This is a genomic window from Pseudomonas sp. NLJ1 (assembly GCF_049486705.1).
GTDB classification, from domain to species: Bacteria; Pseudomonadota; Gammaproteobacteria; order Pseudomonadales; family Pseudomonadaceae; genus Aquipseudomonas; species Aquipseudomonas inefficax.
This window is the reverse complement of sequence record NZ_CP137735.1, coordinates 1,342,120-1,367,408: the sequence shown is the minus strand read 5'-3', so window position 1 is coordinate 1,367,408 and position 25,289 is coordinate 1,342,120. Positions and strand designations below refer to the sequence as shown.

Here is a 25,289-nt window from a genome sequence, read left to right as displayed (position 1 = left end):
AAAAATTAACGTATGCCCGTCTGCCTTGGAGGGCGTGTCAGGCGCTTCCCAAAAACGGGATTTCTTGAGCCTGGCCAGCGCCAGGGCTGGGCTGCGGTGGTACTCTTGGCGTCCCGTGTGGCCCTTGGCCGCCTACGAAGCCCTTATGGACAGCAATCGGTTCTATTCATGAAGAAATCAGTTGGCATCCTTTCCGGCCTGGCTATCGCCATCGCCGTCGCAACCACCGCTGGCGCCTGGTACACCGGCAAGCAGCTGCCAGCAGAGCTGGACAACGCCCTGGTCCGCAGCAACGCGGAACTCAAGAAGGCCCTGGTGAGCACCGGTGGCAGCATGAGCATCGAACGGGTGTCGCTGGAGCAGCATTTCTTCAGCAGTACCGCCCAGTACCGGCTCAAGGCCCGCGATATCAACCTGGGCGAAGGCGAAGTGGTGAATTTCGACGTGGGCGTGACCGACCAGATCGAGCACGGCCCGTTTCCCTGGTCACGGGTAAAGGCATTGAAGCTGATGCCGGTGCTGGCAGTCAGCAACAGCACGCTGCAGAAGGACGACACCACCGCACCGTGGTTCGCCGCAGCGGGCGAGCAAGCCCCGGTCAGCGCTCAGACCAGCCTGGGCTACGACGGTAATGTGGTCAGCCAGGTACGGCTGGCACCGGTCAAGCTCGACGAAGCGGATGGCAACAGCCTCGACTTCTCGGGCATGCAACTGCAGGTCAGCGGTGACCAGGAAGGCAAGGCCTCGAACTTCCAGGGCCAGGCCGACCGGTTCGTGATGAAACTGGTACGCGATGACCAGCCGCCTGCCACCTTCGAGCTCAACGGCCTGAAAGTCGGCGGCCAGTTGGCGGCCACCGCGCACGAGGCCATCTATGTGGGTAACGTCGACCTGGCGCTGGCCGAAACCAAGGTCACCCTTGGGCCCAAACAACAGGTGCTGGTAATCAAGGCATTGGAGCAGAACGCCCTGCAAACCCTTGACGGCCCGGATACCGTGGGTGGTCGCGTGGAGTACAAGGTCGGGGATATCACCTGGGATGGCCGTGCCGTGGGCAAGGCGCAGATGGCGGTGAGCATCACTTCGGTCAACGCGCCGGCGCTACAGGCGCTGTCGACCTGGTACCAGGCGCACCTGCCGGAATTCGAGGCCGCCGCTGCCGCTGGCCAGCCGGTGCCGGAAATCCAGATGAACGACGAGGAGAAGGCCAGGTTCCAGGGCGAGCTGCAGAAACTGCTGGCTGCCAAGCCCCGGGTGGCGGTGGAAAACCTGTCGTTCAGGACCGCCAATGGCGAAAGCCGCTTTGACCTGTCGATGGGCTTCGCCGCCCCGGCCAGCTTCGACCTGCCGCCAGACCAGTTGAGCAAACAATTGATCACCGAGGTGAAGAGCAAGCTGTCGTTGTCCAAGCCGATGATCGGTGACCTGGCAACCTTGCAGGCACTGCTGGATGGCCAGACCGACGCCCAGGCCATTGCCATGCAATCGAGCCAGGCCGGGGAAATGGTCGGCATGATGGCGCTGCAGAGCGGCATGGCCACCGTGCAGGGCAATGATGTGGTGAGCAGCCTGCACTATGCCGATGGCATGGTCGACTTCAATGGCAAGAAGATGACCGTGGAAGAGTTCGCCATGCTCATCGCGGCGCACCTGGCGGCACTCTCGCCGCAGGGCTGATCGTTTCTCCTGTACCGGCCTCTTCGCGGGTAAACCCGCTCCCACAGGGTCTGCCCAATTCCTGTGGGAGCGGGCGCGCCCGCGAAAGGGCCAGCACAGGCAACACAAAAACCACTTTAGAAATCGCCGGATTGTCTGTAGCCTTCGGCCTCCGATAATAATCCGCGCCCGCAGAGGGCCGTGGCGGCCTGCGAGCCGTCCGGCGCCCTTAGCCGATCTGTCAGGGCCGGGTGATACACTCGATTCGACGCGCGCACGCGCCTGCAGGTCCAGCGATCATGACCCAGATTTCCGAACGCCTGTTGGTTCAGGCCCACCTCGACGCCAAGCAGCCAAACCCGCTGACAGCCGAGCAGGAGGCCGAATACCGTGCGGCCATTGCTGCCGAGCTCAAGGCCCAGAACGCCGTGCTGGTCGCCCACTATTACTGCGACCCGGTCATCCAGGCGCTTGCCGAGGAGACTGGCGGCTGCGTGTCCGACTCGCTGGAAATGGCCCGCTTCGGCAAGAACCACCCGGCCGAAACCGTGATCGTTGCTGGTGTGCGTTTCATGGGCGAGACCGCAAAAATTCTCACCCCGGAAAAGCGCGTGCTGATGCCGACCCTGGAGGCCACCTGCTCGCTCGACCTGGGCTGCCCGGTGGACGAGTTCTCGGCGTTCTGCGACCAGCATCCCGAGCGTACCGTGGTGGTCTACGCCAACACTTCCGCTGCCGTGAAGGCCCGTGCCGACTGGGTGGTGACCTCGAGCTGCGCGCTGGAAATCGTCGAGAGCCTGATGGACAACGGCGAAACCATCATCTGGGGCCCGGACCAGCATCTGGGGCGTTATATCCAGAAGCAGACCGGTGCCGACATGCTGCTGTGGGACGGTGCCTGCATCGTTCACGAAGAGTTCAAGTCGCGCCAGCTGGCCGACATGAAGGCGCTGTACCCGGATGCGGCGATTCTGGTGCACCCCGAGTCGCCAGAAGCGGTGATCGAGCTGGCCGACGCGGTGGGCTCCACCAGCCAGCTGATCAAGGCTGCCCAGACCCTGCCGAACAAGACCTTCATCGTCGCCACCGACCGCGGCATCTTCTACAAGATGCAGCAGCTGTGCCCGGACAAGGAGTTCGTCGAAGCCCCCACCGCCGGTAACGGCGCGGCATGCCGCAGCTGCGCGCACTGCCCTTGGATGGCGATGAACACCCTGGAACGTGTGCTGGATTGCCTGCGTAACGGCACGAACGAGATTTTTGTCGACCCGGCGCTGGTGCCCAAGGCGATCAAACCGTTGAACCGGATGCTGGACTTTACCCAGGCCGCGCGCCTGAAGTTGTCCGGGAACGCCTGACGATATACCGCGTCGCTTTCTTCGCGGGCACGCCCGCTCCCACAGGTACTGCATCGCCTTTGCAAGCGGTGCGGTCCCTGTGGGAGCGGGTTCACCCGCGAAGAGGTCCTCAACGCCCCATCATTTCCTGAACCATGCGCCGCTGCTCCATGATCTCGCGCTGGCGCTGGTCAATCTGTGCTGCCAGCGGGAAGTTGCCACCCGATCGGCGCTTGGCGTAATCCAGCTGCTGGATCGCCTGGTCGAAATCGCCCACCAGGGTGAAATACTCGGCCCGCGCCCGGTGCAAGCCAATGGTATTTCCCGAAAGGCCACGCACTTCGGCCATGTCGTACCACACGTCCGGGTCATCCGGCCGGCTCTTCACCAGTTCGTTCAGCACCTTTTCCGCCTCGGCGGGCTTGTTCTGCTTCACCAGCAGGTCGGCACGCACCTGCTTCAGCGGGTAATTGCCCGGGTACAACCCCTGCATGCGTTCGGCGCGCTGCTGCGCGTCGGCCAGGCGGTTGTTGGTGATGTCCAGGTCGATCTGCGCCAGGTTGTAGGTAATGTCGTTGGGCGCCTTGGCCAGCAGCGGCTTGAGCAGTTCACGTGCTTCGTTCAGTTGGCCGCCCTTGATCTGCGCCAGTGCCAGGCCGTAGCGTGCTGCGTCCAGCTTGGGGTCTTCGTCCAACTGGGCGCGGAAGCGCTTGGCCGCCAGCCCTGGGGTGCCTTCGTAGGTCAGTGCCACCCGGGCGCGGATCAGCTGGTAGCGCATGCTGTCCTCGACGCCGCCCTTGGGGGCCTGCTCGGCACGGTTGCGGGTGTCGGCGATACGCGACTCGGTCACCGGGTGAGTCAACAGGAACTCCGGCGGCTTGGCGTCGTAGCGGTATTGCCGGGCCAGGCGTTCGAACATGGTCGGCATGTTGCGCGGATCGTAGCCGGCCTTTTCCAGGTTCTGGATGCCGATGCGGTCGGCTTCCTGTTCGTTCTGCCGCGAGAAACGCCGCTGTTCCTGGATCGCCGCCGCCTGGGTACCGGCGATCACACCGATACCGGCATCACCGCCGCCACCGGCGGCCAGCACGATACCGGCCAGCAGCGCCGCCATCATCGGCAGCTGCATGCGCTGCTGGGCCTCGACGCCACGGGCAAAGTGGCGCTGCGACAAGTGCGCCAGTTCGTGGGCCAGTACCGAGGCGTACTCGCCTTCGGTCTGGGCGTTGAGGAACAGCCCGCCGTTGACCCCGACGATGCCGCCCGGGGCGGCAAAGGCGTTGAGCTCACGGCTGTCGATGAGGATGAATTCCAGGCGGCGGTCCTGCAGTTGGCTGGTTTCGGCCAGGCGGTACACGCTGGTTTCGACGTAGTCCTTGAGCTGCGGGTCGTTGAGCTGGTTGACCTGGCCACGCAGCAGGCTCAGCCAGGCACGGCCGAGCTGGTGCTCCTGTTGCGGCGAGACGATCGCGGAACTGGCATCTCCCAGTGATGGCAGGTCGTCAGCGTGGCCTGGAAGGGCCAACAGGCAGGCCAGCGTCAGCAGGGTAGGGCGCAGTAGATTCATGCATGAAGCTCGCGTCGGTCAAAGATACCTACTGTAGCGGGCTCACACGTTGGCGACCAGTGGCGCTATCCTAGCCGGCCAAATCCAGATACAGCCTGGCAATGCCTTTTGGAGAGCCCCGCAATGAGTGACACCCTGACCTGTGACGCCGAACTGGACGCCAGCGGGCTGAATTGCCCTTTGCCGCTGCTGAAGGCAAAGATGGAGCTCAACCGCCTGGCCAGCGGCGCGGTGCTCAAGGTAATCGCCACCGACGCCGGTTCCCAGCGCGACTTCCGCACTTTCGCCCAGCTGGCAGGTCATACCCTGCTGCGGGAAACGGCCGAGGCCGGCACCTACACTTACTGGCTGCGCAAGGCCTGAGTCTTTCCAAGGATCGTCAATGTTCAAAGTGCTTCGCGACTGGATGCAGCGCTACTTCTCCGATGAGGAAGCGGTGGTGCTGGCGGTTCTGTTGTTCCTGGCTTTTACTGCGGTACTCACCCTGGGTGGCATGCTTGCGCCGGTGCTGGCGGGCATGGTGCTGGCGTTTCTGATGCAGGGGCTGGTCAACGCCCTGGAGCGTGTACGGGTGCCGACCCGGTTGGCGGTGCTGCTGGTGTTCGCCCTGTTCATGGGCGCGCTGGCGGTGTTCATGCTGGTACTGGTGCCGTTGCTGTGGCACCAGTTGATCACCCTGTTCAACGAACTGCCGGGCATGCTCGGCAAATGGCAGTCGTTGCTGTTGCTGTTGCCTGAGCGCTACCCGCACCTGGTGTCGGACGAGCAGGTGCTGCATGCCATCGAGTCGGTGCGCGGGGAAATCGGCAAGTTCGGCCAGTGGGCACTGACCTTTTCGTTATCGAGCCTGCCGCTGCTGGTCAACGCCATGATCTACCTGGTGCTGGTGCCGATCCTTGTGTTTTTCTTTCTCAAGGACCGCGAACTGATTGGCCGTTGGGTCAGCGGTTACCTGCCACGCCAGCGCACCCTGCTGAACCGGCTGGGCAGCGAGATGAACCGGCAGATCGCCAACTACATTCGCGGCAAGGGCATCGAGATCCTGATCTGCGGCATTGCCACCTACATAGCCTTCATCAGCCTGGGGCTCAACTACGCGGCACTGCTGGCGCTGCTGGTCGGGCTGTCGGTGGTGGTGCCTTACGTGGGCGCGGTTGTGGTCACGGTGCCGGTGACCTTGATAGCGCTGTTCCAGTGGGGCTGGGGCGACCAGTTCATCTACCTGATGACGGTGTACGCGATCATCCAGGCGCTGGACGGCAACGTGCTGGTGCCGCTGCTGTTCTCCGAGGCGGTCAGCTTGCACCCGGTGGCGATCATCTGCGCGGTGCTGCTGTTTGGCGGGTTGTGGGGGTTCTGGGGGATCTTCTTTGCGATCCCGCTGGCGACCTTGATCAAGGCCGTGCTGGATGCCTGGCCGCGGCAGGAGCCTAGCGTTTCACCGATGCTTTGATGTAACTGGGGCCGCTTTGCGGCCCATCGCGACGCAAGACCGTTCCTACAAGGGAACGCGATTCCCTGTAGGAGCGGCCTTGTGTCGCGAAAGGGGCGCAAAGCGCCCCCATACAATCTCAAGCCTTGTTCAGGGCCTGAGCAGCAGCCAATACGGCATCCACATGCCCGGGCACCTTCACCCCACGCCATTCCTGGCGCAGCACACCGTCCTTGTCGATCAGGAAGGTGCTGCGGTCAACGCCCATGTATTCCTTGCCATACAGCTTCTTCAGCTTGATCACGTCGAACAGTTGGCACAGGGCTTCGTCCTTGTCGCTGATCAGCTCGAACGGGAAGCCTTGCTTGGCCTTGAAGTTCTCGTGCGACTTGATGCCATCGCGCGACACGCCGAACACCACGGTGTTGGCCGCGGCAAAGGCGTCATGCTGGTCACGGAAGCCCTGGCCCTCGGTGGTGCAGCCCGGGGTACTGTCCTTCGGGTAGAAGTACACCACCACTTGCCGGCCCTTGAGCTCGGCCAGGCTGACGGTTTGCCCGCTGGTGGCCTGGGCCTGGAAGTCGGCAACGGGTTGGTCGAGTGCTACAGCCATGGTCGGTTTCCTTACATTGGGTTCTGTGGACGCCATGGCTCGATCAGCGCATCGAGGTTCAGGGCATCGGCAAAGTCCAGGAACTGGTCACGCAGCCAGCTGATCTGGGTGCCGGCCGGCAGAATCACGGTGAACTGTGCATTGAGCATGCTGCTGCCGGTCTGCGGCGCCAGGTAGGTATCGCAGGTCATGGCTTCCAGCTCGACGCGGTGGTCGAGGAAGAACTGGCACAGCTCGTTGATGATGTCCGGGCGGTAGGCGGCGCTGACGTAGGCCACGTAGGGCAGGGCCTGCGGGCGCACTTCCTGGTCGGCGCTGCGCACCACGTCCAGGGTCAGGCCGTGCTTCTTGCCCAGGCCCGGCAGCATGGCTTCGAGGCGCGCCAGGGCGTCCCAGCTGCCGCCTACCTGCAGTACCAGGGCGCTGGTCTCGCCGTGGCGGCTCAGGCGCGAGGTGACCACCGCGCAGCGGTTTTCGAAGGCAGCGCGGCTGAGCACGTTGGCCAGCTCCATGGGGTTGGGGCCCAGGGCACTGATGACAAGGAATTGTTCGCGGACGGTGGGGGTGGACATGCAGCATTCCTAAAGCGATGAGCGGTCGGCACAGGACGGGCGAAAGCCTCCTGTCGGCAGGGCCCGGGGCTCGCATGCGAGGTCGTGGACGCTGGCGGGGAGCAAGGTCGACGGCCCGGCGGGCCGCGCTGCACCGATCAAAGCATCAAGGGTAGCGAAATAAGCCGCCGAGGGGAATGCTCCGCCTGCCTGCTTCGCTTGTGCAAGGCCGATGCCCCCAGTACCATTACCGCTCTCTTTTTCCGGCAGGAGCAGTTACATGATTGCGGGCAGTATGGTGGCATTGGTCACACCCATGGATGCACAAGGGCGTGTGGACTGGGGCAGCCTCGACAAACTTGTAGACTTCCATCTGGAAAACGGCACTCATGCGATCGTCGCTGTCGGCACCACCGGTGAGTCGGCCACGCTGGATGTCGAAGAACACATCCTGGTCATCAAGCACGTGGTCGAGCGCGTCAAGCGCAGCAACAAGCCGATCCCGGTCATCGCCGGCACCGGTGCCAACTCCACTGCCGAAGCCGTGCACCTGACCCAGAACGCCAAGAATGCCGGCGCCGACGCCTGCCTGCTGGTGGTGCCGTACTACAACAAGCCGACGCAAGAAGGCCTGTACCAGCACTTCAAGCACATTGCCGAAGCCGTCGACATCCCGCAGATCCTCTATAACGTACCTGGCCGCACCTCCTGCGACATGCAGGCCGATACCGTGATCCGCCTGTCGAAGGTCAACAACATCATCGGTATCAAGGAAGCCACCGGCGACCTGGTACGCGCCAAGGCGATCCTCGATGGCGTCGACAGCGACTTCATCGTCCTGTCCGGCGACGACCCGACTGCCGTCGAACTGATCCTCATGGGCGGCAAGGGCAACATCTCCGTCACTGCCAACGTCGCCCCGCGCGAAATGGCCGACCTGTGCGAGGCCGCCCTTGCGGGCAATGCCGAGAAGGCCCGCGCAATCAACGAAAAACTCATGCCGCTGCACAAAGACCTGTTCTGCGAAGCCAACCCGATCCCGGTGAAATGGGCGCTCGTCGAAATGGGCCTGATGCAAAAGGGCATTCGCCTGCCGCTGACCTGGCTGAGCGAAGGCTGCCACGAAAAAGTCCGTACTGCCTTGCGCCAGTCCGGCGTACTGGTTTAAGAGGAAGTACACCGCATGAAGCGACTGGCTGGTCTTTCTGCCCTTGCCCTGATCATCTCCAGCACCAGTGGGTGTGGCTGGCTGTGGGGCGAGGATGGCTATTTCCGCGACCGCGGCAGCGATTACCTGCAGGCGCGCCCGACTGCGCCGATGCAGCTGCCGCCGGACGCCAGCAACGTCAAGCGCCTTGACCCGCTGCTGCCGATTCCGCGCAACGTCGCCGACGACAGCGCCACCGGTGAGTTCGAGGTGCCGCGCCCGCAACCGTTGACCGGTAGCGGCGCTCAGGTTACCGACTACAGCCTGCAGCGCAGCGGCAGCAGCCGTTGGGTACTGGCCCAGCATTCGCCGGCCGAAGTGTGGCCGGTGGCTCGCCAGTTCTTCGAGGACAACGGCTTCCGCATCGCCGAAGAGCGCCCGCAGACTGGCGAATTCAACACCACCTGGCAGCGTTTCGACGAACTGTCGGCATCGCTCGGCCAGCGCCTGGCCAGCACTGCCAGCAGCGCTGACAGCGAAGTGCGAGTGCGGGTACGCATGGAGCCTGGCGTGCAGCGCAACACCTCCGAGGTGTATGTGGTCAGCGTCGAGCGCCCGGCCGGCAGCACTGCCGAGCCTGATTTCCCGTCCACCTCCAGCAACACCGGCGCCGATGCCCTGCTGGTCGACGAAATGCTTGCCAGCATGAACCGCAGTGCCGAGAAGGGCGGTTCGGTTTCGCTGCTGGCCGCGCGCGATTTCGACGCGCCAAGCCGCGTCAGCCTGAGCGAAGACGGCAGCGGCAACCCGGTGCTGTACCTTGGCGCCGACCTGGACCGCGCCTGGTCCAGCGTGGGCCGTGCCCTGGAGCAGGGCGGCGAGTGGCGTGTCGAGGACATCAACCGCAGCCTGGGCCTGTACTACATCAACCTGTCCGAAAAGCCTGAAGACAAGCAGAACCAGCCTGGTTTCTTTGGCCGCATGTTCGGCAGCGAGCCGACCAAGGAAGAGCGTGAAGCCCGTGCCGAGCGTTATCAGGTTCGCCTGAGCAAGGTTGGCGAGAGCGTGCAGGTCACCGTCGAGAAAAACATCAACACCGTGGCCCCGGCCGATGTCGCCCGCCGCGTGCTGAGCGCCATTCAGGACCACCTGGGCTAAGTGCGCTTCGCGGTACTCGGAAGCGGCAGCCAGGGAAACGGCACGCTGATCGCCCGTGGTGACACGTTCATCCTGGTCGATTGCGGGTTTTCCCTGCGCGAGACCGAGCGGCGCCTGGCGCTGCTCGGCGTGTCGGCGGCCCAGCTCAGTGCGGTACTGGTCACCCACGAACATGCCGACCACGTGCATGGGGTCGGCTTGCTGTCACGGCGCTACAATGTACCGGTCTACCTCAGCCAGGGGACCTTGCGCGGCATGCGCAAGCCGGTGGAGGTGGCCGGTTTTCTCGCTTGTGGCGACAGCCTGCGTATCGGCAGCCTGGAAGTGACGGCGGCGCGGGTCGAGCACGACGCCTACGAGCCGCTGCAGTACGTGGTCAGCGATGGCCAGCGGCGCTTCGGCATGCTGACCGACCTGGGCTCGTACGACGCGCTGCTGCTGGAGCGTTACCAGGGCCTAGATGCACTGCTGATCGAGGCCAACCATTGCCGCGACCTGCTGGCGCGCGGTCACTACCCGGCCTTCCTGAAACAGCGGGTGGGCGGCATGCAAGGGCATTTGAACAATCACCAGGCCGCGCGCCTGGTGCACGAGTTGGGCTGGAGCAACCTGCAACACCTGGTGCTGGCCCACCTCAGCAGCAAGAACAACCTGCCACACTTGGCCCGCCAGTGCTTCGTCGACACCCTTGGGTGCGACCCGGACTGGCTCCAGGTGGCGAATCAGGAACACGGGCTCGACTGGCGCGAAATCGCCTAGCCCAACACCTCAAGCAAGCGGAGCCCAATCATGGAAAAACGCGACGAACTCTACCGCGGCAAGGCCAAATCGGTTTACAAGACCGACGACGCCGACCGCTTGATCCTGCTGTTCCGTAACGACACTTCGGCGTTCGACGGCAAGCGCATCGAACAACTCGACCGCAAAGGCATGGTGAACAACAAGTTCAACGCCTTCATCATGCAGAAACTGGAAGAAGCCGGCGTGCCGACCCAGTTCGACAAGCTGCTGGGCGACAACGAGTGCCTGGTGAAGAAGCTGGACATGATCCCGGTCGAGTGCGTGGTGCGCAACTACGCCGCCGGCAGCCTGGTCAAGCGCCTGGGCGTGGAGGAGGGCATCAAGCTGGAGCCGTCCACCTTCGAGCTGTTCCTGAAGAACGACGAGAAGGGCGACCCCTTCATCAACGAATCCCACGTTGTCGCGTTCGGCTGGGGCACCGCCGAACAGCTGGTGGAAATGAAGAAGCTGTCGCTGAAGGTCAACGAAGTGCTGAGCAAGCTGTTCGATGACGCCGGCCTGCTGCTGGTCGACTTCAAGCTGGAATTCGGCGTATTCCACGGCCAGATCGTGCTGGGCGACGAGTTCAGCCCGGACGGCTGCCGCCTGTGGGACAAAGAGACCCGCAAGAAGATGGACAAGGACCGCTTCCGCCAGGGCCTGGGCGACGTGATCGAAGCCTACGAAGAAGTTGCCAAGCGCCTGGGCGTGCCGCTGTAAGCGCCACGTTCACGCAAGCGCCTGATACCACGCGATTTTTTTGAAAAAAAGATTTGCGTTTTAAAAGAACGCTGGTATGATGCGCGGCATTGGAGAGATGCCGGAGTGGTCGAACGGGACGGATTCGAAATCCGTTGTACTGGCAACAGTACCTAGGGTTCAAATCCCTATCTCTCCGCCATACAAGATGAAGCCCCTAGAAGCGAAAGTTTCCGGGGGCTTTTTCGTTGTTGGACCGGCAATCGATTTGGCGTTCTGCTTGCCTGTTGGGTGGCGTCCTATGAAGAAGCTGGTAGCTTCTGGAGTGGCCTCACTGTCAGCTCAACTCCCAAAGCCAGCATCAGCTTCTGAATAGTTGAGAAGCGTGTCTTATCGCCACCCCTCAAAGTCTTGTAAAGCGATTCACGATTTAAGCCCGCCTCTTGTGCAAATTGGTTCACGCCCTTGGCTTTCGCCACTTCGCCCAACGCATGCATCAGGATTTGAGCGTCGTTAGCTTTCATTGCTTCTGCCAGGAAAGCTGCGATGGTTTCGGGACTGTCTAGAAACCGGGAAGCCTCGAACCGTTTGCTATTGCTCAAGTCCAGCTCAAGGATTGGCATGTCCTCGGAAGTGAATTTGTCGCTCATCGTTGTTTACCTCGTACAGCATCAAGAATTTCCTTGGCTCGCTTGATGCCTCTGGGTTGATCCGTTTTATCGCTGCCATACAGCATCAGGTAGCGGGTCGAGCCCGTTCGTACGAAGTAGATTCGATATCCGGGCCCGACAGACACGCGCATTTCACTGACACCGTCGCCTACCGATTCGATATCGCCGAAGCTGCCATTTTCTGCTCGGGCGATTCTTGAGGTTGTAGCACTTCTGCCGATCGGGTCTTTGATTGTCGATGAGTGAGCGACCGCGTGCTGCGCGATGAGGCTAAGGGGACGAGTGGAGCACAGCAATAGCCTGAGCAGGGTTTGGCTTAGGTTTGGGAAATGGACTACATGGCGTCGAATGGTGCCCCTGGATGGTTATGTCTCCAGAGGCTATCTCGTTGCCTTATTTTTTCATCATCCCCAATTCGGCATCATCCAGCAGCGCCTTGGCCATCGCGCTCAGGTAGTGCGATGCCCAGATCAGTTTCTGGTCGCCGTCCATCAGGCCGGTGATGATCAGGTCGCGGACGTAGCCCATCAGTTCGGAGGCCTGTTCGCGGGCGTCCTGGCAGGGGATGCCAGGTTCGATGCGGAACAGTGGGTGGGTGTTGTTTTCGCCTTGGTAGAAGCAGGTCTTGCCGACTGTGGTGGGTTGTTTTGTGTCGTCGGTGGGCATGGTGAATCTCCCTAGGATTTTGTATGTCTGTACCGGCCTCTTCGCGGGTGAACCCGCTCCCACAGGTACAGCGCAGTACTTGAGGGCAATGATTACCCCCTGTGGGTGGGTTTGAGTTGCACGGATTGGCGGGCCACGAACAGGGCGCAGAGTACGTACTCTGAGGACTGGACCAGGGTGTCTTGCAGAGCCTGGGTGGAATCGAGGGAGAGGGGTGGATCGGGGACCATCTTGCGCATAGTTAGCTCCAGAGTCAGTCGAGCTGCTACGGACTTGCTGTCAAACAAGAGGGTGGCAGCGGTACGCGGGTTGACAGACCGAGGACTCCGGAGACTCGGCGCACACGAGGTGCCCCACGTACTGCCGCCATAACGGGTGTACGTGCACGGAGAAGTTGTCGGCCTGTCAAAGCCGGTCGTTGATTTGCAACGACAAGCCGAGACTAGAGCGCGACCCAATCCGTCGCAACAGTTTGAGCGGTTTGGCAGTATGTTTGGGAAATTGCCTACATGGAAGGGGATTATTCTGAGCTTCAGGTGTAGGACAGGGGCCGCTTTGCGGCCCATCGCGACACAAGGCCGCTCCTACAACTGCATCCCTGCAACTAGCCAATGCACGTTGCTGCTTGGATCCAATGCTCATGTTCTGTATCATCCTGCCGCCATCAGAATGATGGCCGAAGATGATTCATTTAAAGGACTTAGTATGAAAAAGCTGTTCAAGGCTACCGTAGCCGTTGCTGTCGTTTCGGGTGTTGCCCTGCTGTCGGGCTGCACTGGCCAGGTTTACAACCAGCCGAAAAACTGCAGCTACGACTACCTGTTCCACCCTTCGGTTTCCATCTCCAAGATCATCGGTGGCTGCGGCCCGATCGATAAACTGCCTCAGCAGCAGTAATCTTGGCGGTACCCTGATCGCGACGCTTGCGGCGTGATCCAAGGCCCCCGGTCATGTACATGGCCGGGGGTTTTTGTTTGTGGGGCACTTCAGCCTGTGCCGGCCCTTTCGCGGGTGAACCCGCTCCCACAGGAATCTCACCGGACTTGAGTGCGGCATGGCACCTGTGGGAGCGGGTTCACCCGCGAAGAGGCCAATACAGGCGTGAGACAACCCGTCACCTTGACTCCCAGGCCGGCAATTTGTTTGTGCTGGCATTTAAGCTACAATCGGAAAAACGATTCAGCCTTGTCGGTCAATTCGACAAAAGGCCGAGTCGTTTTCTGGTTCTCTGGCTGCTGAACAATGATCAACAACAAGCCTGCGCTGCAGAACACGCTTTACCGGGGCCAGCCACAGGCCCACCCTCTGTTCTCCTGACTGGAATCGATCAATGTTCAAGAAAGCTGGCAAGACCTTGCTGGGTCTGGCTGTCGCTGCAAGCGTCATGCAAGCGCACGCCGCAGAAACCAAGAAAGTAGATGTGCTGCTCGTCGGTGGCGGCATCATGAGCTCCACCCTGGCCGTGTGGCTGCACGAGCTGGAGCCAAGCTGGTCGATGGAAATGGTCGAGCGCCTGGATGGCGTGGCCGAAGAAAGCTCCAACGGCTGGAACAACGCCGGTACCGGCCACTCCGCGCTGGCCGAGCTGAACTACACCCCGGAAGACAAGGACGGCAACGTCAACATCGCCAAGGCCATCGAAATCAACGAGGCCTTCCAGATCTCCCGTCAGTTCTGGTCGTGGCAGGTGCGCCAGGGCGTGCTGAAGAACCCGCACTCGTTCATCAATACCACTCCGCACATGAGCTTCGTGTGGGGCGATGACAACATCAAGTTCCTGAAGAAGCGTTACGAGGCGCTGCAGGCCAGCCCGCTGTTCCGCCCGATGCAGTACTCCGAAGACCACGCGCAGATCGCCAAGTGGGTCCCGCTGATGATGGAAGGCCGCGACCCGAACCAGAAGCTGGCCGTGACCTGGACGCCAATCGGCACCGACGTCAACTTCGGCGAGATCACCCGCCAGTTCGTCGGCCACCTGAAAACCCAGGAAAACTTCGACCTGAAGCTGTCCAGCGAAGTGCAGGACATCACCCGCAACAAGGACGGCTCGTGGCACGTCGAGTACAAGAACCTGAAGGACGGTACCGAGTCGGCCACCGACGCCAAGTTCCTGTTCATCGGTGCCGGCGGCGGCGCACTGAAGCTGCTGCAGAAGTCGGGCATTCCTGAAGCCAAGGAATACGCAGGCTTCCCGGTGGGCGGCTCGTTCCTGGTGACCGAGAACCCGACCGTGGCCATGCAGCACATGGCCAAGGCCTACGGCATCGCCTCGACCGGCGCGCCACCCATGTCGGTTCCGCACCTGGACACCCGCGTGCTGGACGGCAAGCGCGTGATCCTGTTTGGCCCATTCGCCACCTTCTCGACCAAGTTCCTGAAGAACGGCTCGTACCTGGACCTGCTGAGCAGCACCACCACCCACAACGTGTGGCCGATGACCAAGGTCGGCATCGATCAGTACCCGCTGGTGGAGTACCTCGCTGGCCAGCTGATGCTGTCTGACGATGACCGCTTCGAAGCCCTGCGTACCTACTTCCCGAACGCCAAGAAGGAAGACTGGCGCCTGTGGCAGGCGGGCCAGCGCGTGCAGATCATCAAGCGTGATGCCGATAAGGGTGGCGTGCTGAAGCTGGGCACCGAAGTGGTCGCTTCCGAAGACCGCACCATTGCCGGCCTGCTGGGTGCATCGCCAGGTGCGTCGACTGCTGCACCGATCATGCTGAACGTGCTGGAAACCGTGTTCAAGGAGAAGGTCGCTACCCCTGAGTGGCAGGCCAAGATCAAGCAGATCGTGCCGAGCTATGGCACCAAGCTGAACGACTCGGCGGCGGCCACCCAGAAAGAGTGGAACTACACCGCTGAAGTGCTGCAGCTCGAGAAGCCACCGGTGATCGACGAGAGCGTCGGCACCACGGTTGCACCGAGCCAGCCGGTCGAGAGCAAGCCTGAGAATGACATGGCGCTGTAACGGGCCATTGTTGTGACAGAAGCCACGGGGGAGACCTCGTGGCTTTTTTGTTGCCTGTTCGGTCCCTTTCGCGGGTAAACCCGCTCCCACAGGGATAACAAAAAGCCTGAGGCAGCGCGTGTACTTGTGGGAGCGGGTTCACCCGCGAAGAGGCCAGAACAGCAAACCACTGATCTGAAAGCTCACGCAGTAGTCAATAAAAACATATTTTGATGCTTAAATTAATCTTGTCAGTCAATCCCCTCCAGGAGGGTGCTGTCATGAACATCAAGATCGCCGCCTTACTGCTGCTTGCCCTGTGCGCCCAGCCGGCATGGAGCCAAAGCTACTCCTACTCCAGCGAAACCCCCGCCGCCAAACCCGCCGAAGCTGCTGCAACGACCACGCGCATGGCCCTGCGTGACCTTTGGGTCGAGCACATCTTCTGGGTGCGCAACTATGCCATCGCCAACCAGGCCGGCAACGCCAAGGAGGCTGAAGTCGCCGCCAAGGAAGTGGTCACCGACGCCACCCGGATCGCCAACAGCATTGCCCCGCTGTACGGCCAGCCCGCCGCCGATCAGTTGCTGAAACTGCTGGCCGGCCACTGGGGCGCCATCAAGCACTACAGCGACGCCACCGTGGCCAAGGACAAAAAGGGCCAGCAAGCCGCGGTCAATGAGCTGACCAGCAATGCCAAGGCCATCGCCGCGTTCCTGGCCAAGGCCAACCCGAACCTGCCCGAGGCGACCCTGCTGACGCTGCTCAGCGCCCACGGCGGGCACCACGTGGCCCAGATCGACCAGCTGGCGGCTGCTGACTACGTGGGCGAGGCGCGCACCTGGGCGATGATGCGCGAGCATATCCTGACCTTGTCCGATGCGCTGGCTGCGGCATTGGTCAAACAGTTCCCGGACAAATTCTGATGCTCGAAGGCCTGGGCCGTACCCAACAGGACCTGCTCCACGCGTTGTTGCGTCAGCCATCCGGCATGAGCATCGACGACCTGGCGCAGGCCCTGGCCATCACCCGCACTGCCGTGCGCCAGCACCTGGCAGCGCTGGAGCGCGACGGCCTGGTCAGGCGTGGCGCTACCCGGCCCACAGGGCGCCGCCCGGAGCAGCTGCACGAGCTGACCGAACATGCCCGCGAACTGTTCCCACGGCAGTACCCATTGCTGGCCAACTTGCTGATTGCGCAAGTGGCCGGCTTGCTGGGGCAGGAGGCGTTGCTGGCGCTGATGCGCCAGCTGGGGCGCAAGCTGGCGGCGGACCTTGAGCACCAGGTGGTGGATGAGTCGCGCATCGTCGAGCACATGAACTATGCCGGGTACGAGGCGCAGGTGTTCTTCCGCTCGGGGGGCGAGCCGCAGATCGTTGCGCACAATTGCGTGTTTCATCACCTGGCCAAGGCGCATCCGGTGGTGTGCGAGCTGGACCTGGCGCTGATCGGGGCCTTGGGTGGAGGCGAGGTCAGCCATGAGGAGTGCATGCTCAGGGGAGGGCAGGTGTGCCGGTTTGCCCTGGGCAAGAACGAAGATTGATGTTGCCTGTGCTGGCCTCTTCGCGGGTAAACCCGCTCCCACAGGATAATCACTGCCTTCGAGACCTGTGCGCCCCCTGTGGGAGCGGGTTTACCCGCGAAGAGGCCGGGGCAGGAAAAATCAACTCTGTCGCAGAATGCAGTCCAGCAACCCGGGAAACCGCTCCCCCAGCATCTCGCTACGCAACGAGTTCATATGGGTCGTCCCCACATTGCGGGTATGCACCAACCCCGCATCACGCAACACGCGGAAATGATGTGACATGCTCGACTTCGGCCGGCCGCCGTCCAGCTCGCCGCAGCTGGCTTCGGCCACGCCCGCCAGGTGACGCACGATACCCAGGCGCACCGGGTCGCTCAGGGCATAGAGCAGGCGTTCCAGGGTGAGGTCTTCAGAATTGGGATGTTGATAGGTTCGCATGGCCGTCATGATAACGGGGCTATCATTAATTGCCATAGTTCGATTATGATCGAACTATCGTAATCAAACAGCCCGGGAGCTTGCCCATGTCCGCCTTGTTCGAACCCTATACCCTCAAGGACGTCACCCTGCGCAACCGCATTGCCATTCCGCCGATGTGCCAGTACATGGCCGAGGACGGCATGATCAACGACTGGCACCACGTGCACCTGGCCGGCCTGGCCCGTGGCGGTGCCGGCCTGCTGGTGGTCGAGGCCACGGCAGTGGCACCGGAAGGGCGCATCACCCCCGGTTGCGCCGGTATCTGGAGCGATGCCCACGCCCAGGCTTTCGTGCCGGTGGTGCAGGCAATCAAGGCCGCCGGTTCCGTACCGGGTATCCAGATTGCCCACGCCGGGCGCAAGGCCAGCGCCAACCGCCCTTGGGAAGGTGATGACCACATTGCCGCCGACGATGCCCGCGGCTGGGAAACCATCGCCCCGTCCGCCATCGCCTTCGGCGCGCACCTGCCACAAGTGCCGCGCGAGATGACCCTGGACGACATCGCCCGGGTCAAGCAGGACTTCGTCGATGCTGCCCGCCGTGCGCGCGATGCCGGTTTCGAGTGGATCGAGCTGCACTTTGCCCATGGTTACCTGGGCCAGAGCTTCTTCTCCGAGCACTCCAACAAGCGTACCGACGCCTACGGTGGCAGCTTCGACAACCGCAGCCGCTTCCTGCTGGAAACCCTGGCAGCGGTGCGTGAGGTATGGCCAGAGAACCTGCCACTGACCGCGCGGTTTGGTGTGCTGGAATACGATGGCCGTGATGAGCAGACCCTGGAGGAGTCGATCGAGCTGGCGCGCCGTTTCAAGGCTGGCGGCCTCGACCTGCTGAGCGTGAGTGTGGGCTTTACCATTCCCGACACCAATATTCCGTGGGGCCCGGCGTTCATGGGGCCGATTGCCGAGCGAGTGCGTCGTGAGGCGAAGCTGCCGGTGACTTCGGCGTGGGGTTTTGGTACGCCGCAACTGGCGGAAGCGGCGCTGCAGGCCAACCAGCTGGACCTGGTATCGGTAGGGCGTGCGCACCTGGCAGACCCGCACTGGGCTTACTTTGCGGCTAAAGAGTTGGGGGTGGAGAAAGCCTCATGGACCTTGCCCGCGCCTTATGCGCACTGGCTTGAGCGTTATCGCTGAGGTATGGAGGGGCTGCATTGCAGCCCATTCGCGGGTAAACCCGCTCCCACAGGATCACCGCAGGGTTCAGGCCCTGTGCAATAGCTGTGGGAGCGGGTTCACCCGCGAAGAGGCCAGCACTGGCTAAAACCGGTCCAACCGGTAAGCCCCCATCTCCGCGCCACCGGCCCGTTCAGCCAACCGCCCCACCCATTCCGCCGTCACCGCTGCCTGGGTCAACCCCAGGTGCTGATGTCCGAACGCCAACAGCACCCGCCCATCACAAACCCGGTCGATCACCGGCAACGAATCTGGCAACGAAGGCCGGAAGCCCATCCAGGGCGTCGCTCCCTCCACACTCAAATCCCGCCGGAACAACCCCTTGCTCAAGCGGTGCAACTGCCACGCCCGCTGCATGCTCGGCGGCGCGTCCAGCCCGGCGAATTCCACCGTGCCGGCCAGGCGCAAGCCTTCGGCCATGGGCGTCATTATGAACTTGCGCTCCAGCGATGTGACTGCAAACGGCAAACGCTGATGCTCGCCAGGCAACATCAGGTGGTAGCCGCGCTCGGTGTCCAGTGGCACCTGCTTGCCGGTCAGCGCGCCGGTCAACCGCGCAGAATGTGCGCCACAACTGATCAGCACCTGGCGGGCATCGAGCGTGCCCTGGTCGCTGGCCAGGCTGACCCCGCCGCTGTGCAGCCGCCCGCCGTCGACCTGCGCCTGGATAAAACGCACGCCAGTGGCCTTGGCCGCTTCGAACAGTTCGTACACTACTCGGTAGGGGTCGATGAAGTGCCCGGTATGTGGGAAGAACAGCCCACCTTGCAACGACGGGCTCAGTTGCGGCGCCGCCTCGCGCACGGTGTCGGCCGACCAGAAGTCCACCGCCACCGCCTGCTGTTGCATGCGCGCGCGCAAGGCCTCCAGGGCCTGGCGCGACTCCGGCCGCTCGAATACCAGCAGCGAGCCATCTTCCTGGAACAGCTCGCTGCGCCCGATCGAACCCAGCAGCCGCTGCCAGGCACCCAGGCTGCCCTCGTTCAAGGTACGGATGCCGGCCACGCTGCGCTGAAACGGGCCTGGGCGCAGGTTGAGCAGCAGGCGGGTGAACCACGGCATGGCCTTGGGCAGGTACTTCCAGTCCAGGCGCAGCGGGCCCATCGGGTCCAGCAGCATGCGCGGCAGGCGTTTGAGAATCGACAGGTCGGCAATCGGGAATACCTGCTCGGTGGCCAGGTGCCCGGCGTTGCCGTAGGACGCGCCATGGCCGGGTGCCTGGCGGTCGACCAGAGTTACCCGGCGGCCCTGGCGGGCCAGTTGCAGGGCACAGGCGACGCCGACAATGCCGGCGCCGACCACGGCGATATCGGTTTCAGCGGTTTCGACCATGCTCAGCCTTCCCGTTTACCGTCGAGCAGACGCCGCAGTTGCAGCGGGTTACCGTGCTGCAGCGCCTGCGGCAGCAGGGCATCGGGGAAGTCCTGGTAGCACACCGGGCGCAGGAAGCGCAGGATCGCCGCCGTGCCCACCGAGGTGGTGCGGGCGTCGGAGGTGGCCGGGAACGGCCCGCCGTGCACCATCGCGTCGCATACCTCTACACCGGTCGGCCAGCCATTGACCAGGATGCGGCCAGCCTTGCGCTCGAGGGTCGGCAGCAGTGCGCGGGCGCTGGCGATGTCAGCGTCGTCCAGTTGCAGGGTGGCGGTCAGTTGGCCCTCCAGATGCTCGGCCACCTGACGGACTTGCTCATCGTTGGCGCAGGCCACCACCAGCGACGCCGCGCCAAAGACTTCGGCCTGCAGCGCCGGGTCGGCGAGGAACGCTTCGGCCTGGGTCACGAACAGCTGCGCCTGGCACTGGTTGGGGCCTTGCCCGACCAGGCCACTGGCGGCGGCCTGGGCATTGGCGTTTGCGGCCAGGGCGCCGACACCAGCCTGGTAGGCACTGAAAATGCCCGGGGTAAGCATGGTCTGCGCCGCAGCCTGGCGCACATGTTCGCTGGCGGCGTCGATGAAACGCTGCAACGCCGGCCCTTGGCGGGCAATCACCAGGCCGGGGTTGGTGCAGAACTGGCCGGCACCCTGGGTCAGCGAGGCGACGAAGCCTTGTGCCAGTGCCTCGGCGCGGGTCTGCAGGGCGGTGTCGAACAGGAACACAGGGTTGATCGAGCTCATTTCGGCGTACACCGGGATCGGTTCCGGGCGGGCCTGGGCCGCCTGGCACAGCGCAATGCCGCCGCTGCGCGAGCCGGTAAAGCCAACGGCCTTGATGCGCGGGTCGCTGACCAGCGCAATGCCCACTTCACGACCGGAGCCGTACAACAGCGAAAACACACCGGGCGGCAAGCCGCACTGCTTCACGGCCTTTGCCACTGCCAGGCCGACCAGCTCGCTGGTGCCTGGGTGGGCGCCATGGGCCTTGACCACCACCGGGCAACCGGCGGCCAGGGCCGAGGCGGTGTCGCCACCGGCCACCGAGAAGGCCAAAGGGAAATTGCTGGCGCCGAATACCGCCACCGGCCCCAGGGCCACCTGGCGTTGGCGCAGGTCGGCACGCGGCAGGGGCTGGCGCTCGGGCTGCGCGTTGTCGACCCGCACATCCAGCCATTCGCCGGCCCGCACCACACGGGCAAAAGTGCGCAGCTGGGTGCAGGTGCGGCCACGCTCGCCCTGGATGCGCGCCTTGGGCAGGCCGGTTTCGGCCACGGCGCGGTCGATCAGGACATCGCCGAGGGCTTCGATTTGCGTGGCGATGCTTTCGAGAAATTGTGCCCGTTGTTCGAGCGAAGTTTCGCGGTAGGCATCGAACGCCGCCCAGGCCAGGGCGCAGGCCTGGGCAACGTGTTCGCCGGTGCCGCCGTGGTAGGCCGGCTCCAGCGCATGGCCGGTGGTCGGGTCGATGGCACGGATGGCTTCGCGGCTGCCGGTTACCGGCGTCTGGCCGATCAGCAGGTTGCCTGTGAGGGTCATGGAGCCTCCTTTGGAATCAATATCAAGGGAGAGCGCAGCCCTTGTGGGAGCGGGTTTACCCGCGAAGCAGGCAACTCGGTGCCTGGCACCGGCTTCGCCGGTGTTCGCGGGTGAACCCGCTCCCACAGGGGCTGCGGCTCGGCCTGGAATCAGACGATCAGGCCAGGTTCTGCTCAGCCGACCAGCTGGCGTACCAGGTGCGGAACAGCGCGTACTGCTGCTCGGCATAGTTGCGCTGGGCGTCGGTCAGTGCATCGGTCTCGTTGAAGTGCAGGCTGTATTCGCTGTCGCCGTTCAGCACCATCAGGTGCTTGTAGTACAGCACCAGGTCGCAGCCTTCATCGAACGACGACAGCACCGCCAGCGCCGCTTCCAGTTCGCGCGCCAGGCGGCGGGCCTTGGCGTCACCCTTGGCCGCCTGCTTGCTCAGGCTCACCAGGTGCAGCACCTCACGCGGCAGGGCGTTGCCGATGCCGGTGATGGCGCCGGTGGCGTTGCAGTTGACGAAGCCATGCACCACCTGGGTGTCGACGCCGACCATCAAGGTCACGTCATCGTCCTTGGAGGTGATGTGCTCGGCGGCGTAGCGCAGGTCGGCGCCACCGCCGAACTCCTTGAAACCGATCAGGTTGGGGAACTCGCGGCGCAGTTCGAAGAACAGGTCGGCGCGGGTGGCGAAGCCATAGTACGGGCTGTTGTAGATCACCGCCGGCAGCTTCGGTGCGGCTGCCAGGATGGCCGAGAAGTGGTGCTTCTGGGCAATCAGCGAGGCACCGCGGCTGAGCACGCGGGGGATGACCATCAGGCCGGCGGCGCCAACCTTGGCCGCGTGGGCAGCGTGGGCTACCGCCTCACGGGTGTTCACCGCGCCGGTACCGACGATGGTCGGAATACCGGCGGCCACCAGGCGCGCCACGCCTTCCTGGCGCTCGGCCTCGGTCAGCAGTGGCCAGTCACCCATCGAACCGCAGTACACCACGGCGCTCATGCCAGCCTCGATCAGCTCGCGGCCCTTGCGCACCAAGGCGTCGAAGTCCGGCTTGCGCTCGGCGGTGCAGGGGGTCATCAGGGCGGGCATGGTGCCGGTGAAGATGTTGTTGGTCATTGTTGTCACTCCTCGCGATATTCGATTTTTTTGGAAAAAGCCGGGGTCAGATGCCCCAGGCGAACGGGTCCTGTTCGTCGATCAGCAGGGTGCTGTCGGCGGTCATGTAGGCGCGGCCGGTGATGAACGGGCGAATGCGATCGCCGTCATGCTCGTAGCGGCCCTGGAACTGGCTGCCGGTAATGCTGGCCTGTACCCAGGTCTGGCCTTGGTCGAGCTTGCCGTCGGCGGCCAGGCAGGCCAGCTTGGCGCTGGTGCCCGTGCCGCAGGGCGAGCGGTCGTAGGCCTTGCCGGGGCACATCACGAAGTTGCGGCTGTCGGCGTTGGCGTCGTCGGCGAACAGTTCGACGTGGTCGATGGGCGCACCGTTTTCACCGGTGATGCCCTGGGCTTCGAGGGCCTTGAGCATCGCCCAGGTGTACTCGGTCAGCGCCTCGCGGTTGCCCAGCTCGATGCACTGGCCGTGTTCGGAAACAAGGAAAAACCAGTTGCCGCCCCAGGCGATGTCGCCGCGCACCGGGCCATGGCCGGGCACGTCCACCAGCACCTGCTGGCGGTAGCGGTAGGACGGCACGTTGCCGACGGTGACGGCGCCGTCTTCATGCAGGGTGGCGCTGACCTGGCCCACCGGGGTGTCGATCTTGTGCACGCCCGGTGCGATCAAGCCCAGGTGCTGCAGCGAGGCGACCAGGCCGATGGTGCCGTGGCCGCACATGTTCAGGTAGCCAGCGTTGTTGAAGAAGATCACCCCGCAAGTGGCGTCGGCCGATACCGGTGGGCAGTACAGCGCACCGACCAGCACATCGTTGCCACGAGGCTCCAGCAGGCAGGCGCGGCGCCACTGGTCGTGCAGCTCGCGCAGCTCGTCACGCTGCTCGGCCATGCTGCGGCCATGCAGTTGCGGGAAGCCTTTCATCACCAGGCGGGTCGGTTCCCCGCCGGTGTGCGAGTCGATGACATGAACGTGTTTCATGGGCATATCCATTCGAGAGTGGGTCAGGAGGCGACGGCGGCAGGGCGCTGGCCTGGGTAGCTTTCGGAGGAGGCTTCGCTTTCATCCTCGCCCTCCAGACGCACCAGGTGCGCAGGTACGCCGGTGGCAGCGCCCCAGTAGTAGATGCCCAGCGCACAGGCGGCCACGACCACGGTGTCGAACGGGTGGCCGAGCACGCCCAGGCCACCGAAGCTGCCCAGCCACGACAGCAGGATGGTCACGGCGTAGAAGCCGATCAGCCACGCCGACGAGCGCACTTGCTGGGCCAGCGACAGGTGCTGGGTCGGCACGAAGCGGCCGCACAGCAGGTACAGCACGAACATCACGATCTGCAGGGCCAGCAGCCAGGACACGGTCTTCCAGCCCGACCAGTACACGATCAGCGCGGCGATGATGAACGACAGCGGGCCTAGCACACCCATGCCCTTGACCCGGAACGGGCGCGGCATGTCGGGGGCGTTCCGGCGCAGGGCGGCGACGGTGACTGGGGCCACGGCGTAGCTCAGTACCAGGGCGGCGGAAACCACGTTGATCAGCGCTTCCCAGGACGGGAACGGCAGGGTCCAGAACACCGACAGGCCAAAGGTCAGCCACAGTGCCGGGCGCGGGATGCCGGACTCGGCGTCGATGCGGGTGAAGTACTTGAAGAAGGTGCCGGTTTGCGCCCAGCCATAGACCACGCGCGGGGTGGCGTTCATGTAGATGTTGCCGCAGCCGCTGGGCGAGATCACCGCGTCGGCCACCACCAGGTAGGCTAGCCAGCCCACACCCAGGGCCAGGGCGATGTCGCGGTAGGGCAGGGCCAGTTCCTTGGTCACTGCGGCCCAGCCGTTGCTCAGCATCTCGGTCGGCACGCTGCCGAGGAAGGCCAGTTGCAGCAGGGCGTAGATCGCGGTGGACAGCAGTACCGAGAGGATCAGCGCAATAGGGATGGTGCGTTGCGGGTTCTTCACCTCGCTGGCCACCGAAATGATCGGCGTCAGGCCCAGGTAGGCGAAGATGATGCCACCGGCCGATACCGCCATTTCAACGCCGGACAGACCGAACGGGGCAAAGCCCTGGACCTCGAAGTTTTCTGGCTTGAAGAAGGTGAACAGAACGCCGATCACCAGCAGCGGCACGATGAACTTGAACACGCTGACCAGGTTGTTGGCCTTGGCGAAGGTTTTCACGCTGCGGTAGTTGAGGAAGAAGAACAGCCCCAGCAGGGCGAACTGTACCAGCCAGCCGAGCACGGTCGGGTCGCTGGAGCCGGCCTTGGTCAGCCCGGGGAACCAGGCGGCGGCGTATTGGCGCGATGCGACCACTTCGATGGCGATCAGGCTGGAAAAGGCGATCAGGGTGATGAAACCCATCAGGTAGCCCAGCAGCGGGCCGTGAGAGTAAACCGGGTAGCGCACCACGCCCCCGGCACGCGGCAGGGCAGCGCCCAGTTCGCAATAGACGATGCCCAGCAACAGAACGGCGAAGCCGCCAAGGAACCAGGACAGAATGCCGGCCGGGCCGGCGATGGCCGAGACGTGGCTGGCGGCGAACAACCAGCCTGAGCCGAAGATGGCGCCTAAGCCGATGAAGGTGAGGTCCAGCAATGACAACTGTTTTTTGAATTTGCCTGACATGGGTTCGCCTTTTTGTTGGTTATTGGATAGGCAGGTCTGATGTCACGAGATGCGGCTTTTTGGGCCGCGCTCTTGTAGGACTTGGGGCGGCTTGCGTGGGGCATAGAGTGGACCGATCGGGGCGACGGTTCTTGATGGTTTTCTGCAGGGGGGATGACGAAATCGGCACAGTTGCAAAAAAACAGTGGTGGGAGGGAAGGGCGGTGGATAGGCTGTAAGCCATACCGCATAAGGGTTGTAGACATTTACTCGCTG

General features: G+C 63.3%; 25 protein-coding genes and 1 tRNA gene. 14 read left to right on the top strand and 12 right to left on the bottom strand.

What is annotated here, in order from left to right:
• Positions 1-168 precede the first annotated feature (168 nt).
• A complete protein-coding gene (locus tag R9B85_RS06055) occupies positions 169-1,677 on the top strand; it encodes a YdgA family protein (protein WP_112254225.1) in 1,509 nt (502 codons plus the stop codon).
• A 278-nt stretch (positions 1,678-1,955) separates the two neighbouring features.
• The gene (gene nadA, locus R9B85_RS06050; protein ID WP_112254224.1) at positions 1,956-3,014 is read left to right on the top strand and encodes a quinolinate synthase NadA; all 1,059 of its coding nucleotides are present in this window, start codon (positions 1,956-1,958) and stop codon (positions 3,012-3,014) included.
• Positions 3,015-3,123: 109 nt separating this feature from the next.
• Here the strand turns inward: nadA and R9B85_RS06045 are convergent, their stop codons facing one another.
• Positions 3,124-4,560, bottom strand: a complete 1,437-nt coding sequence (locus R9B85_RS06045; protein WP_112254223.1) for a M48 family metalloprotease — start codon at positions 4,558-4,560, stop codon at positions 3,124-3,126.
• Positions 4,561-4,683: 123 nt separating this feature from the next.
• Between R9B85_RS06045 and R9B85_RS06040 the strand changes: the two genes are divergently transcribed.
• Together R9B85_RS06040 and R9B85_RS06035 are read left to right on the top strand one after the other, a co-directional pair.
• Positions 4,684-4,923, top strand: a complete 240-nt coding sequence (locus tag R9B85_RS06040; RefSeq protein ID WP_008097503.1) for a sulfurtransferase TusA family protein — start codon at positions 4,684-4,686, stop codon at positions 4,921-4,923.
• 19 nt (positions 4,924-4,942) lie between these two features.
• The gene (locus R9B85_RS06035) at positions 4,943-6,013 is read left to right on the top strand and encodes an AI-2E family transporter (protein ID WP_112254222.1); all 1,071 of its coding nucleotides are present in this window, start codon (positions 4,943-4,945) and stop codon (positions 6,011-6,013) included.
• A gap of 118 nt (positions 6,014-6,131) precedes the next feature.
• On the opposite strand, the gene R9B85_RS06030 is transcribed toward R9B85_RS06035, so the two are convergent.
• Positions 6,132-6,605 carry a peroxiredoxin gene (locus R9B85_RS06030; RefSeq protein WP_013973794.1) on the bottom strand — a complete coding sequence of 158 codons (474 nt, stop codon included), beginning with the start codon at positions 6,603-6,605 and terminating at the stop codon, positions 6,132-6,134.
• An 11-nt stretch (positions 6,606-6,616) separates the two neighbouring features.
• On the bottom strand, positions 6,617-7,177 hold the full coding sequence (locus tag R9B85_RS06025; protein ID WP_013973793.1) for a glycine cleavage system protein R: 561 nt from the start codon (positions 7,175-7,177) through the stop codon (positions 6,617-6,619).
• A 259-nt stretch (positions 7,178-7,436) separates the two neighbouring features.
• On the opposite strand from R9B85_RS06025, the gene dapA reads away from it, so the two are divergent.
• The 5 genes from dapA (at position 7,437) to R9B85_RS06000 (ending at position 11,142) form a co-directional block, all read left to right on the top strand.
• Complete coding sequence (gene dapA, locus R9B85_RS06020) at positions 7,437-8,324, top strand: 4-hydroxy-tetrahydrodipicolinate synthase (protein ID WP_207876952.1); 888 nt, start codon at positions 7,437-7,439, stop codon at positions 8,322-8,324.
• Between the two features lie 15 nt (positions 8,325-8,339).
• Positions 8,340-9,461 (top strand): outer membrane protein assembly factor BamC, encoded by a 1,122-nt coding sequence (gene bamC, locus R9B85_RS06015; protein WP_112254220.1) that lies wholly within the window; start codon positions 8,340-8,342, stop codon positions 9,459-9,461.
• The gene (locus R9B85_RS06010) at positions 9,462-10,220 is read left to right on the top strand and encodes an MBL fold metallo-hydrolase (RefSeq protein WP_112254219.1); all 759 of its coding nucleotides are present in this window, start codon (positions 9,462-9,464) and stop codon (positions 10,218-10,220) included. It begins immediately after the preceding gene.
• A gap of 30 nt (positions 10,221-10,250) precedes the next feature.
• Positions 10,251-10,961 (top strand): phosphoribosylaminoimidazolesuccinocarboxamide synthase, encoded by a 711-nt coding sequence (purC, locus tag R9B85_RS06005; protein ID WP_011535129.1) that lies wholly within the window; start codon positions 10,251-10,253, stop codon positions 10,959-10,961.
• Positions 10,962-11,052: 91 nt separating this feature from the next.
• A tRNA-Ser gene (locus R9B85_RS06000) sits at positions 11,053-11,142 on the top strand.
• A 97-nt stretch (positions 11,143-11,239) separates the two neighbouring features.
• Here the strand turns inward: R9B85_RS06000 and R9B85_RS05995 are convergent.
• The 3 genes from R9B85_RS05995 to R9B85_RS05985 all read right to left on the bottom strand — a co-directional run bounded on the left by R9B85_RS05995 (position 11,240) and on the right by R9B85_RS05985 (position 12,277).
• The gene (locus R9B85_RS05995) at positions 11,240-11,590 is read right to left on the bottom strand and encodes an addiction module antidote protein (RefSeq protein ID WP_112254218.1); all 351 of its coding nucleotides are present in this window, start codon (positions 11,588-11,590) and stop codon (positions 11,240-11,242) included.
• Entirely contained in the window at positions 11,587-11,844 is a 258-nt protein-coding gene (locus tag R9B85_RS05990) for a type II toxin-antitoxin system RelE/ParE family toxin (RefSeq protein WP_370290641.1), read from the bottom strand. Before R9B85_RS05990 ends, R9B85_RS05995 begins: the two co-directional genes overlap by 4 nt.
• 160 nt (positions 11,845-12,004) lie before the next feature.
• Entirely contained in the window at positions 12,005-12,277 is a 273-nt protein-coding gene (locus R9B85_RS05985) for a DUF3077 domain-containing protein (RefSeq protein ID WP_025340252.1), read from the bottom strand.
• Positions 12,278-12,982: 705 nt separating this feature from the next.
• On the opposite strand from R9B85_RS05985, the gene R9B85_RS05980 reads away from it, so the two are divergent.
• The 4 genes from R9B85_RS05980 to R9B85_RS05965 all read left to right on the top strand — a co-directional run bounded on the left by R9B85_RS05980 (position 12,983) and on the right by R9B85_RS05965 (position 16,767).
• Positions 12,983-13,174, top strand: a complete 192-nt coding sequence (locus R9B85_RS05980; RefSeq protein WP_046616491.1) for a YhfL family protein — start codon at positions 12,983-12,985, stop codon at positions 13,172-13,174.
• 433 nt (positions 13,175-13,607) lie between these two features.
• On the top strand, positions 13,608-15,245 hold the full coding sequence (gene mqo / locus R9B85_RS05975) for a malate dehydrogenase (quinone) (RefSeq protein WP_112254217.1): 1,638 nt from the start codon (positions 13,608-13,610) through the stop codon (positions 15,243-15,245).
• 260 nt (positions 15,246-15,505) lie between these two features.
• Complete coding sequence (locus R9B85_RS05970; RefSeq protein WP_252379325.1) at positions 15,506-16,150, top strand: hypothetical protein; 645 nt, start codon at positions 15,506-15,508, stop codon at positions 16,148-16,150.
• Positions 16,150-16,767, top strand: a complete 618-nt coding sequence (locus R9B85_RS05965) for a helix-turn-helix transcriptional regulator (RefSeq protein ID WP_112254215.1) — start codon at positions 16,150-16,152, stop codon at positions 16,765-16,767. The genes R9B85_RS05970 and R9B85_RS05965 overlap by 1 nt, the downstream gene beginning before the upstream one ends.
• Before the next feature lie 120 nt (positions 16,768-16,887).
• Here R9B85_RS05965 and R9B85_RS05960 read toward each other — a convergent pair whose 3' ends face one another.
• Entirely contained in the window at positions 16,888-17,223 is a 336-nt protein-coding gene (locus R9B85_RS05960; RefSeq protein WP_252379327.1) for an ArsR/SmtB family transcription factor, read from the bottom strand.
• A gap of 50 nt (positions 17,224-17,273) precedes the next feature.
• Here R9B85_RS05960 and xenA point away from each other — a divergent pair, with 50 nt between their 5' ends.
• On the top strand, positions 17,274-18,365 hold the full coding sequence (xenA, locus tag R9B85_RS05955) for a xenobiotic reductase XenA (protein ID WP_015271369.1): 1,092 nt from the start codon (positions 17,274-17,276) through the stop codon (positions 18,363-18,365).
• A gap of 123 nt (positions 18,366-18,488) precedes the next feature.
• On the opposite strand, the gene R9B85_RS05950 is transcribed toward xenA, so the two are convergent.
• The 5 genes from R9B85_RS05950 to R9B85_RS05930 form a co-directional block, all read right to left on the bottom strand.
• Positions 18,489-19,736 carry an NAD(P)/FAD-dependent oxidoreductase gene (locus R9B85_RS05950; RefSeq protein WP_423770900.1) on the bottom strand — a complete coding sequence of 416 codons (1,248 nt, stop codon included), beginning with the start codon at positions 19,734-19,736 and terminating at the stop codon, positions 18,489-18,491.
• 2 nt (positions 19,737-19,738) lie between these two features.
• The gene (locus R9B85_RS05945) at positions 19,739-21,316 is read right to left on the bottom strand and encodes an aldehyde dehydrogenase (NADP(+)) (protein ID WP_423770899.1); all 1,578 of its coding nucleotides are present in this window, start codon (positions 21,314-21,316) and stop codon (positions 19,739-19,741) included.
• A gap of 157 nt (positions 21,317-21,473) precedes the next feature.
• Positions 21,474-22,421 (bottom strand): dihydrodipicolinate synthase family protein, encoded by a 948-nt coding sequence (locus tag R9B85_RS05940; protein ID WP_252379328.1) that lies wholly within the window; start codon positions 22,419-22,421, stop codon positions 21,474-21,476.
• A 46-nt stretch (positions 22,422-22,467) separates the two neighbouring features.
• Positions 22,468-23,394 (bottom strand): 4-hydroxyproline epimerase, encoded by a 927-nt coding sequence (locus R9B85_RS05935; protein ID WP_207876946.1) that lies wholly within the window; start codon positions 23,392-23,394, stop codon positions 22,468-22,470.
• Between the two features lie 23 nt (positions 23,395-23,417).
• Complete coding sequence (locus tag R9B85_RS05930) at positions 23,418-25,034, bottom strand: APC family permease (RefSeq protein ID WP_013973778.1); 1,617 nt, start codon at positions 25,032-25,034, stop codon at positions 23,418-23,420.
• Between the last annotated feature and the right edge of the window lie 255 nt (positions 25,035-25,289).